The sequence below is a fragment of the Staphylococcus coagulans genome (assembly GCF_022557135.1).
Lineage (GTDB): Bacteria > Bacillota > Bacilli > Staphylococcales > Staphylococcaceae > Staphylococcus > Staphylococcus coagulans.
In genome coordinates this window covers 1,956,328-1,972,513 of the sequence record NZ_CP092966.1, presented here as the reverse complement: position 1 = coordinate 1,972,513, position 16,186 = coordinate 1,956,328, and the positions used below count along the sequence as shown (strand labels likewise).

At 35.5% G+C, this 16,186-nt stretch carries 10 protein-coding genes; 7 read left to right on the top strand and 3 right to left on the bottom strand.

The genetic code is table 11. The features are described 5' to 3' along the window. Positions 1-38: 38 nt before the first annotated feature. The 3 genes from KM149_RS09330 to KM149_RS09320 all read right to left on the bottom strand — a co-directional run bounded on the left by KM149_RS09330 (position 39) and on the right by KM149_RS09320 (position 3,897). Positions 39-1,007 carry a glycerophosphodiester phosphodiesterase gene (locus tag KM149_RS09330; RefSeq protein ID WP_241415321.1) on the bottom strand — a complete coding sequence of 323 codons (969 nt, stop codon included), beginning with the start codon at positions 1,005-1,007 and terminating at the stop codon, positions 39-41. Positions 1,008-1,316: 309 nt separating this feature from the next. Next, positions 1,317-2,702, bottom strand: coding sequence for an argininosuccinate lyase (argH, locus tag KM149_RS09325; protein ID WP_182280566.1), 1,386 nt, complete (start codon positions 2,700-2,702; stop codon positions 1,317-1,319). Next, positions 2,695-3,897 (bottom strand): argininosuccinate synthase, encoded by a 1,203-nt coding sequence (locus KM149_RS09320; protein ID WP_050331471.1) that lies wholly within the window; start codon positions 3,895-3,897, stop codon positions 2,695-2,697. The genes argH and KM149_RS09320 overlap by 8 nt, the downstream gene beginning before the upstream one ends. A gap of 193 nt (positions 3,898-4,090) precedes the next feature. On the opposite strand from KM149_RS09320, the gene KM149_RS09315 reads away from it, so the two are divergent. The 7 genes from KM149_RS09315 (at position 4,091) to KM149_RS09285 (ending at position 16,074) form a co-directional block, all read left to right on the top strand. Further along, positions 4,091-5,422 carry a glucose-6-phosphate isomerase gene (locus KM149_RS09315; RefSeq protein WP_165546121.1) on the top strand — a complete coding sequence of 444 codons (1,332 nt, stop codon included), beginning with the start codon at positions 4,091-4,093 and terminating at the stop codon, positions 5,420-5,422. 367 nt (positions 5,423-5,789) lie between these two features. Then, the gene (gene lepB / locus KM149_RS09310) at positions 5,790-6,320 is read left to right on the top strand and encodes a signal peptidase I (protein WP_165546122.1); all 531 of its coding nucleotides are present in this window, start codon (positions 5,790-5,792) and stop codon (positions 6,318-6,320) included. Between the two features lie 3 nt (positions 6,321-6,323). Continuing rightward, positions 6,324-6,905 carry a signal peptidase I gene (gene lepB / locus KM149_RS09305; protein WP_214971830.1) on the top strand — a complete coding sequence of 194 codons (582 nt, stop codon included), beginning with the start codon at positions 6,324-6,326 and terminating at the stop codon, positions 6,903-6,905. Positions 6,906-7,237: 332 nt separating this feature from the next. Continuing rightward, a complete protein-coding gene (addB, locus tag KM149_RS09300; RefSeq protein ID WP_214971833.1) occupies positions 7,238-10,696 on the top strand; it encodes a helicase-exonuclease AddAB subunit AddB in 3,459 nt (1,152 codons plus the stop codon). Next, on the top strand, positions 10,693-14,337 hold the full coding sequence (gene addA / locus KM149_RS09295; RefSeq protein WP_241415320.1) for a helicase-exonuclease AddAB subunit AddA: 3,645 nt from the start codon (positions 10,693-10,695) through the stop codon (positions 14,335-14,337). The genes addB and addA overlap by 4 nt, the downstream gene beginning before the upstream one ends. Before the next feature lie 83 nt (positions 14,338-14,420). Then, positions 14,421-15,332 (top strand): fumarylacetoacetate hydrolase family protein, encoded by a 912-nt coding sequence (locus KM149_RS09290; protein WP_050331466.1) that lies wholly within the window; start codon positions 14,421-14,423, stop codon positions 15,330-15,332. Between the two features lie 352 nt (positions 15,333-15,684). Next, positions 15,685-16,074, top strand: a complete 390-nt coding sequence (locus tag KM149_RS09285; RefSeq protein WP_016424632.1) for a YisL family protein — start codon at positions 15,685-15,687, stop codon at positions 16,072-16,074. Positions 16,075-16,186 lie beyond the last annotated feature (112 nt).

Sequence of the window (16,186 nt, the reverse complement as noted above, 5' to 3'; positions counted from 1 at the left end):
TCTGACTTAGCTATTTTTTGAGTGATGAAAGGCCTAACTTATGATGAAGGCTTAACTTGTTTCACGCTAGTCGATTGATTCACAGCACGATAGACATCTGGATAGTTCGTAAAGAGTCCTGTCACACCGTAATAATTTAAGCGTTGCATCGTTTGACGATCATTGACAGTGTATGGATGGATGTAAAAACCTTTTTGACGTAAAGCTTTTGTATTTTGAGGATTTAAATCTCTATAATCAGGACCAAGACCTACTGAATAACTCCGCCATGTGTGTACATGTCGTTGATAATGATGTTTCAGTTGTCCTCTATTCAATAGTTGAATCAGCGGGACATTTGGATTGAGGCGATGTATTTTTTTCAAACTTTCTGATGAAAAAGACTGTATAACAACTTTTCCATTACGTAATTGGCATTGATGGTCTAGACCATATTCATGCAATTTTTTTAGAAGTTTTTCTTCCATACCAGTATAAACGTTAGGTGACTTTGTTTCGATATAGTAATTGGCATGGTGACCATATCGTTTAAATATTTCATCTAAAGTAGGCACCTTTTGGCCGACATATTGCGGGTTTTGTAATTTAGGATGTGCTTTATTAAACCAACTGCCTGCATCTAATTTTTTTAGCGCTTTAAGTGTATACTGATTAACGCGTCCTTTACCGTTGGTTGTTCTATTGACCGTTTCATCATGCATCGCAACAAGATGACCGTCTTTTGTCATTTGTAGGTCAATCTCAAGGTAATCAGCGCCCATTTCTTTGATGCTTTTATCATAAGACGCAAAGGTATGTTCAGGTGCATAGCCACTCGCACCACGATGGCCGATATTGACATGAGGTTTGTTTAAAACATTATGTAATGATGGAGACAATGGGGTTGCTTTCGCTTGATGAGGCGTCTCTTGTGGTGATGTGCTTGCTTCAGCAGTATAGGAAGCTGATCCTAAAAGCATTGCTGACATTAAAGTGGTAGTGGCGACATACGTCGTTATTTTTTTCATAAATACCCTCCTTACGCTATGTGTATAATTCCAAGTTAAAGGAGTGGGGAAGAAAACACAATACTTTTAATTGAAAATTTAAAAAATTTAAAAATAATTAATATCATCATTATAAAATGAAAAAGTGTAAAATTTATCTTTTTATACTTTGTCTTAGACGTTCTTGCACCGTCTCAAACAAAATTGGAAGAGCTTATATAAATTAAGAATAGGTTACATAGCTTTTTTAGAAACCTGAAATGTTGACGTTACGTTTGTTACATAAAAAACCAATGAGATCGCAATAGAAGAGACCTCATTGGCATATTTTTATTGCTTTTGAGTTAAACACTGATGAGCAACTTTGAGTTGATGCTTAACAGCTTCTTGGCCTGTAGAGCCATAGCTTGTTCTTCTTTTTACCGCTTCATCTGGCTGTAAGTATTGATAAATATCAGATTCAATGCTTTCGTGGTGCGATTGATAAATATCGAGTGGTACATCTAATAAATACATCTTATTTTGAATACACCACAATACAATTTTTCCAACAATCGCATGCGCATCTCTGAAAGGGATACCTTTGACAACGAGATAGTCAGCTAATTCAGTGGCATTTGAGAAGTCTTGTTTTACAGTGGTGTTTAAGCGCTCCTCATTCACTGTCATAGTCGATAGCATACCTTCAAAAATACGTAACGACCCTTTTAATGTAAGCATTGCATCAAATAAACCTTCTTTATCTTCTTGCATGTCTTTATTATAAGCAAGAGGCAAGCCTTTTAATGTTACCAACATACTTACAAGGTGACCCGTTGTACGTCCAACTTTACCGCGAATCAATTCAGCCATATCTGGATTTTTCTTTTGTGGCATAATGGATGACCCAGTAGAAAAAGCATCAGATAAAGTAATAAATTGAGCTTCTTCAGAAGACCAGAAAATGATTTCTTCAGCTAAACGTGATAAATGGACCATAGTTAAGTTAATGTGATGCAAAGTCTCGACAATATAGTCTCGGTCACTCACCGCATCGATGCTATTTTCATACAGAGATTTAAAGTTCAGCAGTTCTTGTGTTTCATGACGATCAATCGGATAAGTTGTACCACTTAATGCAGCAGCGCCTAAAGGTGAAATATCAATGCGTTTAAGTGCATCTTGAAAGCGTGATTGGTCTCTTTCAAGCATCCAAAAATATGTCATGATATGATGTGCGAAAGAAATAGGTTGTGCACGTTGTAAATGTGTATAACCGGGCATGATGGTATCAACATGCTTTTCAGCTAGTTCCAAAATCGTCTGTTGAAATGAGTGAATCATGTCGATGATGATTTGTACTTCTTTTTTAGTATACAAGTGCATATCGGTTGCAACTTGATCATTTCTACTACGACCTGTATGTAGTTTACCACCTGTAGCACCGATACGTTGAATTAATTCATGTTCTATATTTAAATGAATATCTTCTAATGACTCTTGAAATTCTATTTTTCCATTATGAAAGTCTAGCTGAATCGACTTTAATGCACGCACAATTTCCTGGCTTTCTTCTGTTGTAATAATTTTTTGATGAGCAAGCATTGTTGCATGTGCAATACTTCCTTGGATGTCTTCATCAATTAACGTTTGATCGAAGTGAATGGATGCATTAAACGCATCGACCCATGCTTCTGGTTTTTCTTCAAATCTACCGCCCCAGGCTTTTTCACTCATGCGCATACCCCCCGTGAAGCATTGCGTTAACTTGAGTAGGTAATCCGTAAAGTTCAATAAACCCTTCAGCTGAAGCTTGGTTGAATGCATCTTCTTTTGTATAAGTTGCAAGTTTTTCATTATATAATGTGTATTCAGATTTTCTACCATTCACAATCGCATGACCTTTGTATAATTTCACACGTACCTCACCAGTAACATATTTTTGTGTATGGTCGATAAATGATTTAAGTGCGTCAGTTAAAGGTGAGAACCACAGCCCATTATACACTTGTTCAGCAAGTTGCTTTTCAATAATAGGTTTAAAGTGTGCAACATCTTTAGTTAAAGTAATGGTTTCTAAACTTTTATGTGCATTAAGAATAACTGTCGCGCCAGGCGTTTCATATACTTCACGAGATTTAATGCCTACAAGACGGTTTTCAATATGGTCAATTCTTCCAATACCGTGCTTTCCAGCTAAATCATTTAAATGCAAGATTAAATCATCAAGAACATAACTTTTTCCGTTAACATGAGTTGGAAGCCCTTCTTTGAAAGTAATCAATATTTCTTCAGGTGTGTCTGGCGTATCTTCGAGCTCTTTTGTTAAATCATATGCATCTTTAGGAGGCGCAACGTAAGGGTCCTCTAAAACACCACATTCATTACTACGTCCCCATAAATTTTGATCAATAGAGTAAGGTGATTCTTTTCCAATTGGTACTGGAATTTGATGTTTTTTAGCATAATCAATTTCTTCTTCACGGCTCCATCCCCACTCGCGGACAGGTGCTATTACTTTTAAAGTAGGATCTAAAGCTTTAATAGCAACTTCAAAACGAACTTGATCGTTTCCTTTACCTGTACAACCATGTGCGATTGCACTCGCATCAGTTGCGTGTGCGATTTCAACTAATTTTTTTGAAATAAGAGGACGAGACAATGCAGATACAAGTGGGTACGTTTGTTCATACATTAAATTTCCTTTAATCGCATAACTTACATATTCTTCTGCAAATTCTTTTGTTGCGTCGATGATATGTGATTCAGTCGCTCCCATGTCTAAAGCTTTTTGATATACAAGGTCTAAGTCTTTGCCTTCGCCGACATCTAAACAGCATGCGACGACTTCATAGCCTTGCTCAATAAGCCATTGAACCGCGACACTCGTATCTAATCCCCCTGAATATGCTAAAACAACTTTCTTCTTCATAAACGTTCACCTCTGTGTTGAATTTAATATTTGTTAAAACCACTATAACACAAATGATTTAATATGCAAATATCTAAATAAATATACATTTAGTATTTTTTGACTTTTGTTGTCCCAGTTGTAACACAATTGAATTTGTTCACATAACTTAGTAAAATAAAACCGAGTTTAGTAAATATAGGAGGTAAAATGCATGACACATATCCAATTAGATTACCAAAAAGCTTTAAAGTTTTTTGATCAACATGAGTTAGAGCAACAACAAGATGCTGTTAAGTTAATTCACCGTACAATTCATGAAGGTACGGGTGCGGGAAGTGATTTTTTAGGTTGGGTTGACTTGCCTGTTAATTACGATAAAGAAGAATTTTCACGTATTAAAGAAGCAGCTAAACAAGTACAATCACATTCTGATGTCCTTGTAGTAATTGGTATCGGGGGTTCTTATTTAGGTGCACGTTCAGCCATCGAAATGTTGACACCAGCATTTAGAAAAGACACATCATACCCAGAAATTATCTTTGCAGGTAACCATCTTTCTTCATCATATATTCAATCGTTAATCGATTATTTAGCAGATAAAGATTTCTCAGTGAATGTCATTTCTAAATCTGGTACAACAACTGAACCAGCTGTTGCTTTCCGTATCTTCAAAAATTTATTAGAAGAAAAATATGGAAAAGAAGAAGCAGTTAAACGTATTTTTGCGACAACTGATAAAGAAAAAGGTGCGTTAAAACAATTAGCTACAAATGAAGGATACGAGTCATTTGTAGTACCTGATGATGTTGGCGGTCGTTTCTCTGTTTTAACAGCAGTAGGTTTATTACCAATTGCTGTAGCAGGCATTGATATTGATGCAATGATGGGCGGCGCAGCGAAAGCACGTGAAGAGTTATCTTCTGATGACTTGTCATCAAATATTGCATATCAATACGCTTCAATACGAAATATTTTATATGCAAAAGGTTATACGACTGAAATGTTGATTAACTATGAGCCTTCATTGCAATACTTTAATGAATGGTGGAAACAACTATTTGGTGAATCTGAAGGTAAAGACTTGAAAGGTATTTATCCTTCAAGCGCAAACTTTACAACAGACCTACATTCTTTAGGACAATATGTTCAAGAAGGACGTCGTTTCTTATTTGAAACGGTATTAAAAGTTCAAACACCAGAACACAATATTACAATTGAAGAAGATGCAGAAGACTTAGATGGCTTGAATTATCTTGCTGGTAAAACAGTGGATGAAGTTAATACAAAAGCATTCGAAGGTACACTTCTTGCACATACTGATGGTGGCGTTCCTAACTTGGTTGTTACTTTACCAAAATTAGACGCAGAAACTTATGGCTATGTGGTTTACTTCTTTGAATTAGCGGTTGCGATGAGCGGCTATCAATTGGGTGTAAATCCATTTAACCAACCAGGTGTGGAAGCATACAAACAAAATATGTTTGCACTTTTAGGTAAACCTGGTTACGAAGATAAGAAAAAAGATTTAGAAGCACGTTTATAAATAAAAATGCTTTGTTGCCGAAGTAAAGTCGGTAAATCAAGCATATGAAGAAATAGACTTTGAGCGGATGAACAACGCATATGGTGATAATTCATTTTTGATTCGTTCGTAATCTGCTTTCAATGGGGATGGGATGTTGAAATCTAATGGTAATTTAGATTTCGCACTCGTCCCTAAATTTTTGGGTCAATAATGAAGGTGTATCGATTTTAAAGAGATGACTTCAGACTTGAGTAGGATGACAGTGTTCGATTTTAAAGATATCATTGTAAAACTATTTTGCGTATGTAAAAATGTACGTAAATATGCTTTTTTATGATAAGATAAACTTTGTTGCAGTGAATGATGTACGATAGGATGTGCGAAATTGAAGTTTCTAATTAGAACTGTTTTTGCTGGTCTACTGGCATGGGGTATTTTAGCGTTGTTAATATTATTTGTCGCAATTCCTTATCAAGTTAAAACGCATGCTATGCAACCCACACTTCATCCTAATGATCGACTGATTGTTAACAAAATTGCTACGAGATTTAATGATATCAAGCATGCTGATATCGTTGTCTATAAAAATAAAAATCAATATCATATAGGTAGAGTGATTGGTAAACCTGGACAATCTGTTGTGTATCACAACGGCCAATTACAACTGGATAATACGCCCATTGCTGAGCCTTATCTTCGTCATCATTATCAAGCATCGTGGTCTTTAAGGTCACTACCGCATGCGGAAAGTGATATTATTCCTCCCTATACTTACTTGATTCTTAATGATGACCGCGGTCAACAAAATGACTCTAGAAAGATAGGGTTGATTAACAAGTCCGACATTGAAGGGAAAGTATTTATGCGTTATTATCCTTTTGATAATATTACGATTAATTTGAAACAAGAGGTGTAAACTTTGAAAAAAGAAACAGTTGAATGGTTGATTTCTATAGGTTTAGCTTTATTGATTGTAGGTTTATTATATGCATTTGTCATTAAACCATATAATGTTAAAGGGGACTCCATGGACCCTACATTAAAAGATGGCGAACGTGTTATCGTTAATAAAATTGGTAAAACATTCGGTCATTTAGAAGACGGCAATGTTATTGTTTTCCATGCTGACGAGAAAAGTGATTATGTCAAAAGAATTATTGGTAAGCCAGGAGATCATGTCGTATATAAAGATGATCAACTTTATTTAAATGGTAAAAAAGTAAAAGAGCCCTATTTAGACTATAATTTAAAACATAAAACATATGACCAAATTACAGGATCATTTGATTCTAAAGACTTACCAGGTAGTAATGGTCAAAAAGAGATACCTAAAGGGAAATATTTAGTTCTGGGTGATAACCGCGAAGTCAGCAAAGATAGCCGTGCGTTTGGTTTAATTGATGAAGATCAAATTGTAGGGAAAGTTGCCATTAGATTTTGGCCATTTAGTGAATTTAAAATTAACTTTAATCCCGATCACACAGACACACAAAATGGATAAAGCATAAATTATTTAAAAAGTAGGATGGCAAAAGTCATTCTGCTTTTTTTATTGAATCATAGCCAGCACAGTTGAAAGAATTGAGAAAATGACCTATATTCGCTTATTCAAAATTTGAGACAATGTTAAAAGGACAAACTATTTTGCGCGTTGGATTTAATAGAGATGGAGTAGAAGATAATGCTATAATGAGTCGTATACTCAACGATCAAGGTCTAGGCCTTGAGATTTTAAAGCGTACAAGCGAACGATTAGTTTGAACCTATTTTACAGAAGTAAAAATGAATGTTTGAACGTGTAATTAATCAGACACGGATAAGAGGGGGGATTCGATGTTTAGAACATTCATCGGACGTGCAGGTACAGGGAAAAGTACTGAAATGTTAAATGAAATCAAACAGAAAATGAAAGAGCAACCATTAGGGCACCCTATTATCATCATTACACCTATGCAAGGGACCTATTTATATGAGCAGTCATTAGTCAGCGATACTGAACTTATGGGAAGTCTCCGAACAGAAGTGTTGCATTTTGAGAGATTGAGTCATCGTGTATTTCAAGAATTGGGGGGTGTACATGAGAAAAAATTATCTTCTATTGCCATAGAAATGATGATTTATGATATTTTGCAAGCGTATCAACAACAACTGAAATTATACCGTTCTCAAGTTAAATACTTAGGTTTTAGTACGAAAGTACGAGAGCAAATTCAAGATTTCGAAAAATATGCAGTCACGCCAGAAATTGTTATGGAAATGGCTCAAGACCAACAATTGGAGCCACGTACGCGTGATAAACTTCACGACATCGGTCTTATTTTTAATCAACTGAAAGCGCGGATGTCATCGGAATATATTTCGAGTGAAGCTTTAATGACACGATTTGTTGATCTCATTCCGAATTCAAATTGGCTAAAAGAAGCGGAAATATATATCGATGGATTTCACAACTTTTCCACACAAGAATATCAAGTGATTAAAGCACTTGTTCGACATACACGCGCTGTTACAGTTTTACTGACGACGAATGGTGATGAAGACAGGTTTAGTATGTTCCGTAAACCCTCTGAATCACTGCAACATTTAGAAGAAATTGCGCAGGACACACATCAACCCCTACAACGCCAATTTTTCAATCAGCCGATGCGATTTAAAACGGACATGTTAAAAACACTCGAATCACAATTTGATGCGCTTCAACCGTTAGAACATCCATTCGCAGATGGCAGCGTCGAAATACGAGAAGCAGCAACGACGCGCGATGAGGTGAATGACATTGCGCGTACAATCATAAGAGATGTAAGAGAAAAACAGTATCGCTATAAAGATATAGCGATACTGTATCGTGATCCGTCTTACGTTTATTTGATGGAATCGATATTGCCTCAATTCGATATACCTTTTAATATCGATGTGAAAAAATCAATGACGCACCATCCTATTATGGAAATGTTACGTGCATTAGCAGAAGTCATTCAAACAGAGTGGCAGTTTGAGCCGTTAATGCGCTTGTTAAAAACGAATATTCTGACTGAATCCATTCCGCATAGTCGATATTTAATTGATATTCTAGAAAATTTTGCGATTGAAAGAGGCATTTATGGCAAACGTTGGATTGATCCAAAATATTTTGAGCTAGAGCAATTTCGTAAAATGGGGCTTCGTAGACATGACAAAATGACACATGAAGAAGCTGAAACGTTTCAACGTGTAATCGATTTAAAAAACAATGTCTTTAATAAACTTTTGAAGTTTCAAGAAAAGTTATCACAAGGGAAAAATGCGAGAGAATTTGCGACTTATTTTTATGAAACCTTAGAAGACTTCGAAGTACCTAACCAACTCATGACGCAACGTGATAGGTTAGATCAGCAAGATAAACATGAATCTGCAGAAGAAATTGATCAAATTTGGAACGGCTTTATTCGTGTTCTTGATGATATTGTGACAGTCTTTGATACACGTGAGATGACTTTGAATCGATTTTTAGAAGTTTTAGACGTTGGGCTGAATGAACTTGAATTTTCTATGATTCCACAGACGATTGACCAAGTGACTATTGGTTCAATGGATCTTGCTAAAGTGGATAATAAAAAGCATGTTTATTTAATTGGGATGAACGATGGTATTATGCCTCAACCCATCAATGGGACCAGTTTAATTTCTGATGAAGAGAAAAAAGATTTCGAATTATATGCTGGGATTCAGTTGAGCCCTACAGCAGATATCTTGCAAATGGACGAAGCATTTGTATGCTACCATGCAATGACGCGTGCATGTGAGCAAGTCACTTTTTCTTATAGTTTGATGGATACAAGTGGAGGAGACCGAGAAAAAAGCCCATTTTTAAGTGATATCTTTGCGATGTTTCCTCATTTAGAAACAACACCATTATCAAAAGTTCATGAGAGAGAAGCGTTAACTTTAGTTGAACACCCGCATCAGACAAAAGTTCATTTATTTGAAGCGCTGAAAACGTGGTTGGATGATGGTCTCGTGTCAGATATATGGTTTACGGTTTACCATGTGATGTCAAATTATGAACAATTAAATGAAGGACTTAGTCATTTAAAAACAGCGTTAAGCTACAATAACGATACGGTTCAACTAGATTCACAATTAACTTCACAATTGTATGGTCAATCTATCCATGCTAGTGTTTCGCGTTTTGAAGGTTATCAAAGTTGTCCTTTCAAGCATTATGCTTCACATGGATTAAGGCTAAATGAGCGATCAAAATATCAATTGCAAAGTTTTGATTTAGGTACGATTTTTCATGATGTTTTGCGATATATTGCAGAAAAGGTAGAAGGCCATTTCAATCAGTTGACGCAAAGTCAGATTGCACGTTTAACACAAGAAGCTTTAGATGAATTGCTTCCATTAGTGCAATTTAATTTATTGAATTCAACGTCGTACTATCGTTATTTATCGCAACGCATTGGCACAATCATTCAAGCGACCTTGATGGCTATGAAACATCAGACCGAGCATTCTCAATTCAGACCGATTGCATTTGAAAAGTCATTTCGTAAAACGCCAAAAAATAGCAATGAACTTCAAGCTGAGACGTTGAAAACAAAACAAGGTGTACCTATTTATATCAGAGGTCAGATTGATCGTATTGATACTTTTCATAAAAATAATAAAAGCTTTATCAATATTATTGACTATAAATCATCAAAAACAGCTGCTTCTTTGGACTTGGTAAAAGTATATTATGGCTTACAAATGCAAATGATGACTTATATGGATATTGCACTTCAAAATAAAGAGCGCTTAGGCTTAATAGATGAAGTAAAACCGGGTGGCTTTTTATATATGTTTGTGCACAAATTCAAAGATGAAAAACGTGCCTGGAATAATGTAAATGATGATCAAATAGAAGCTGAATTTTTAAAATCTTATCAACTCCAAGGGTTATTAAATCAAGATGCAGATGTAATTGATGCCTATGATAAAAGACTGACGAACAGTTTCAAATCAGATATTGTACCTTTAGGTATGAAAAAGGATGGTCAATTATATGCGACGAGCCGAGTTACGGATGAGGACACCATTTATAAATTGATTCATCATAATAAACGTAATTTTATAGATATTGCGAGTCGCATTATGGATGGTCATAATGAAGTCGCACCTATGCAATATCAAAAGAAACTACCATGTTCTTTTTGTCAGTATCAATCTGTCTGCCATGTGGATAGTATGATTGATAGCCCTAAATACCGACGTGTCGATGAAAAAATTGACCCCCTTGAAATACTAGCAGCAGAGGAGGATGAATCATGATTCCTAAAAAGCCAAATGATGTGCAATGGACAGATGCACAGTGGGAAAGTATCTATGCTAAAGGTCAAGATGTACTCGTTGCTGCTGCAGCGGGTTCCGGTAAAACCGCGGTACTGGTAGAACGTATTATTCAAAGGATTTTACGGGATCATATTGATGTGGATCGCCTCCTTGTTGTTACGTTTACGAACCTTAGTGCGCGAGAGATGAAACAACGTGTAGAAGCACGCATTCAGCAAGCTGCGATAGAGGATCCGACCAATCAGCATTTGAAGAATCAACGTGCTAAAATACATCAAGCTCAAATTTCAACGTTACACAGTTTTTGCTTGAAACTGATTCAACAACATTATGATGAATTGGAAATTGACCCAAATTTTCGAACAGCCAGTGAAGTAGAAAACGTTTTGCTACTAGAGGAAGTGATTGATCAAGTTTTCGAAACGCATTATACGCGGTTGGACCCTACATTTGTCACATTAGCAGAACATATTTCGACAGATCGAGATGACGCTGCATTAAGACAAATGGTTAAAAATCTCTATTATTTTAGTATTGCGAATCCAGATCCAATGGATTGGTTAGACCGTCTGGAACGGCCATATCTTGAAGCGCATTTACAACAACATTATTTAGATATTTTAAATAAGTATATCTTGCTTTATTTAGAAGCGGCTCAAAATGCAATTGAAGAAGCCTACCAACAACTTGAAATGATTGGTGATTACCCAAAACACACTGATTTTATTGATCAGCATCGCCAATTTATTCGTCAAATACGTTTAGATGATCAGCTAAATAAGAAGTTGATTTTTGAATATCAGTTCGGGCGTATGCCAACTAAGCCTAAAGCAGTTCGAGAAGATGAATCTTTAAATGAAGCGTATGATATTTTTAAAAGTAACTATGATCAATTTAAAGACTATTTGAGCCAAGTCCAAACTTTATTTGTAGGCCGTGAAGATGACACATTATTAAAAGAATTAAAGGATTTAGCACCGCGTGTTAAATATTTATCTGTACTGACACAAGATGTGATTCATGCTTTTCGTGAGGCGAAAAAGGCGCGTAATATTTTGGATTTCTCTGATTATGAACATTATGCTTTAGAAATTTTGCTTAATGAAGATGGCACGCCATCTGAAATCGCTGAAATTTATCGACAACGTTTTGATGAAATCTTGGTGGATGAATATCAAGATACCAACCGTGTCCAAGAAAAAATTATTGCGAGTATTAAGCGTGGCAATGAATCAAATGGTAATTTGTTTATGGTCGGTGATGTAAAACAATCCATTTATAAATTTAGACAGGCCGATCCAAGTCTTTTTATCGAAAAGTATCAAAGATTCAATCAGCAGGATCAATCAAGTGGTTGGCGTATCGATTTATCTCAAAACTTCCGCTCACGTTCAGAAGTCTTAGCAACGACAAATTATCTTTTTGAACATATGATGGACACGGAAGTAGGAGAGATAGAATACGATACAGCTGCTAAATTGTATTACGGTGCACCATATGATGAAGTCGATATGCCAGTACAGTTCAATATTTTTATGGTAGATGAAAATATTGAACACACCGCGAGCGAACAAGAAGCGTATGGGATTGCTGAACAAGTTGAAGCAATACTTAAAACTAAAAAAGTTTATGACATGAAAACAGGTTCATATCGACCTGCGCAGTATAAAGACATTGTGATATTAGAAAGAAGTTATAGCAATGCACGTAATATTCAGCAAGTGTTTAAAGATAAAGATATACCTTTATTTGTTAATAGTAAGCAAGGATATTTTGAACAAACTGAAATTCGACTGATGTTATCCTTCTTGAGAACAATCGATAATCCTTTGCAAGATATTTATTTAGTCGGTTTAATGCGTTCGGTCATATACCAGTTCACAGAGGATGAGCTTGCGAAAATTAGAGTCGTGGCACCGAAAGAAGACTACTTTTATCAGTCCATTCAACAGTATTTACAATACGAAGATGCAGAACCTATGCTTGTAGGTAAATTAGAGCGTTTTTTAAGTGATTTAGAAGCGTATCAATCATTTAGTTTGAGTCACCCAGTTTATCAATTGATTGATAAATTATACAATGACCATTACATCATTCAGTATTTCAGTGGTTTGATTGGTGGCAAAGGAAGACGTGCCAATTTACATGGCTTGTTTAATAAAGCGGTAGAATTCGAAAATTCAAGCTTTCGAGGTTTGTTCCAATTTATTCGCTTCATTGATCAAATGATTGAGCGAGGTAAAGACTTCGGGGAAGAAAATGTCATCGGCCCAAACGACAATGTCGTGCGCATGATGACAATCCATAGCAGTAAAGGGCTCGAATTCCCATTTGTAATTTATTCTGGTTTGACACGAGAATTTAATACGAATGATTTAGGTAAACCTGTTGTATTGAATCAACATGAAGGGTTAGGTTTGCAATATTATGATGAGTCTAAAGGACTTTTTTATCCATCTTTGATATCTATGAGCATTGATTTAATCAATAAAAAAGAGCTAATCTCGGAAGAAATGCGGTTAATCTATGTCGCGTTAACACGTGCTAAAGAGCAATTGTTTTTAATTGGAACAGCCAAGCAAGAAAAGCATTTGCAAAAGTTGGCGACTTCTCCGATTACAAATGGTAAATTAACCGCTATTGATCGTTTTAATGCGAAAAATCCATTTTCTCTCATCTACAGTGTGTTGAGTAAATATCAAAATAAGGCTTTACTAAAACATCAAAGATTTGAGTCTGACAATGAAACTTTAGATGCTTCTATTGAACCTAAAGTGATACAACAACACATTTTAGCAGAGGAAATACTTCCTGTTGATGCGGAATCAGCTCAACAATTTAATCATTCGTTAGAAGCATTAGAGACAAAACTAGCCCAAGAACCATCTAATGAAGCAATACAACTGCAAATAGAGCAACAACTTTTATTTTCTTATCCTTATCAAGAAGCGATATTAAAAGCATCGAAGCAGTCGGTTTCAGAATTAAAACGACAATTAGAAACTGAACAGGCAGATACGAATTATGAAAGGGTTAGACAATACCGATTGGGTGTTGCAACTTATGAGCGTCCTCAGTTTTTACAAGAGGAAAAACAAACGGCAGCAGAATTTGGGACTTTGATGCATACAGTTATGCAACACCTTCCGTTTAAAAAAGAAGGTTTGTCAGAAGTGGATTTAAATCATTATCTTGACAGCCTTGTTGAGCAATCCATTATCGACCATGAATCGCGACGTTTGGTCAAAGCAAATGATATTCAAACCTTTATTAATAGTAAGCTGTATCGCCGTATTGCAGAGAGTGATGAAGTTTATACTGAAATTCCATTCGTTGTGAATCAAGCACATGTTGAATCAAAAGCAAATCAAGAGGAGCCTTCAATCATTCAAGGTATGATTGACCTTGTTTTTAAAGAAAGCGGACAATACTATTTTGTTGATTATAAAACAGATGCATTAATGAAGAGAAAAGGGATGTCAGACGAAGCATTCGGAGAGAGTTTAAAAAATAAGTATCGTGTACAGATGACTTATTATCAACGTGCATTAGAGACATTATTAAAAAGTCCAGTGTCGGGCTCTCTGTATTTCTTTCAATATGGTGAATTAAAGATTTAACTTGATTAACCTTTAAAAATTTGTGATTTGTCTAAATTTTTCGTTATAATATCACTAAGATATACGTTAGGAGCTGATGATGAATGAAATTCTTATCATTCAAACATAAAGATGAAACTTCATACGGAGTGAAAGTAAAAAGAGAAGAAGCAGCATGGGATTTAAAGAAAGTATTCGCTGATTTTGCGGAAGGTGACTTTCACCCAAAAACACTACTTGAAGGTTTACAACAAAACCAAACATTAGACTTTCAAGAACAAGTGCGTAAAGCAGTTGTTGCTGCAGAAGATAGTGGTAAAGGTGAAGAATATAAAGTACAGTTTGAAGATATTGAATTTTTACCTCCAGTCACACCGACTAATAATGTGATCGCATTTGGTCGTAATTATAAAGCACATGCAGAAGAGTTAGATCATGAAGTCGATCGTTTATATGTATTTACGAAAGCAGCTTCTTCATTAACTGGTGATGAAAGTACGATCCCTCATCATAAAGATATTACTGATGCATTAGATTATGAAGGTGAGTTAGGTGTCGTTATCGGTAAATCAGGTGAAAAAATCCCTAAAGGTTTAGCTTTAGATTATGTTTATGGCTATACAATTATTAATGATATTACAGATCGTACAGCGCAAAAAGCACATGATCAAGCCTTCTTGTCAAAAAGTTTAACAGGTGGCTGCCCAATGGGTCCTTATATTGTTACAAAAGATGAGATGCCTACACCTGAGAATGTGAACATCGTTACGAAAGTCAATAACGAGATTCGTCAAGATGGCAACACTTCTCAAATGATTCTTAAAATTGATGAATTAATTGAAGAGATTTCTAAATATGTAGCGCTTCACCCTGGAGATATCATTGCGACAGGTACGCCTTCAGGTGTTGGTGCGGGGATGAATCCACCGAAATTTTTACAACCAGGTGATGAAGTGAAAGTTACAATCGATAATATCGGTACATTAACTAATTTCATTGCTAAACAAGAAGATTAAAAATCTAATAGCGTTTATGCAGCGTTGAAACTGTAAAATAACGTTAAAAATTATATGCCTTTCAACGACACACTAGCGCTATTTAAGTCACTTATGTTAGAGCGGGATGACAAAGTCAAATCGACTTTTGTCTCGCTCTTTTTGTGTTTAAATAGCCGATTTTTCTCATATGCTCGTACAGCGCATCGCCTCCTGTTTATTTGTATTTTGTTTTAAATCGTTTTAATATAAAAGATGAAATGTTTTATTTTGCCTAAGGTTTGAAATTGATAAAATAGGCAATTTAAAATGTATAGAAGCAATCTATAGGTTGATATGGGGAAGATTGTTTAATTAAGGAGGTTACATGGATATGGTTTTAGTTAATTTGCATATTATTAGCTGGATTATTTTATTGATTTTATTCTTTGCGGCTTATGAAAACTATTCGAGTAAACAAGGGCCAACACCTTTATTTAAATCGTTACATATGGCTACACGTTTATTTATGGTGTTTGTATTGATTACTGGTTTTTGGCTTTTAATTAAGGCATTTACTACAGCAGGCGCAAGTCATATGTTATTAACTTTAAAAATGATAGGCGGCATTGCTGTTGTCGGATTAATGGAAGTGACGATTGCTCGTAAGAAAAAACAAACGCCAAGTCGTGGTTTGTTTATTGCGACATGGATTGTAGCAGTGATTACGATTATTTTAGGTGCTATTTTACCATGGGGTCCGATTACGGCACTTTTTAAATAATAAGAAACTTAAAAGATTAAACAAAAGACGCGATGGATCGTTATATGCCAACCGCGTCTTTTTTGCTTAATCGCAAGGTTTATACAAGTATAGAGCTAAAGATTTCTGGATT

Bases quoted from the DNA above. Each gene is read 5' to 3' on its own strand.
- KM149_RS09290 (WP_050331466.1), top strand. From the start codon at position 14,421: ATGAAATTCTTATCATTCAAACATAAAGATGAAACTTCATACGGAGTG.
- KM149_RS09285 (WP_016424632.1), top strand. From the start codon at position 15,685: ATGGTTTTAGTTAATTTGCATATTATTAGCTGGATTATTTTATTGATT.
- addB (WP_214971833.1), top strand. From the start codon at position 7,238: ATGTTTAGAACATTCATCGGACGTGCAGGTACAGGGAAAAGTACTGAA.
- KM149_RS09315 (WP_165546121.1), top strand. From the start codon at position 4,091: ATGACACATATCCAATTAGATTACCAAAAAGCTTTAAAGTTTTTTGAT.
- KM149_RS09320 (WP_050331471.1), bottom strand. From the start codon at position 3,897: ATGAAGAAGAAAGTTGTTTTAGCATATTCAGGGGGATTAGATACGAGT.
- addA (WP_241415320.1), top strand. From the start codon at position 10,693: ATGATTCCTAAAAAGCCAAATGATGTGCAATGGACAGATGCACAGTGG.
- argH (WP_182280566.1), bottom strand. From the start codon at position 2,702: ATGAGTGAAAAAGCCTGGGGCGGTAGATTTGAAGAAAAACCAGAAGCA.
- KM149_RS09330 (WP_241415321.1), bottom strand. From the start codon at position 1,007: ATGAAAAAAATAACGACGTATGTCGCCACTACCACTTTAATGTCAGCA.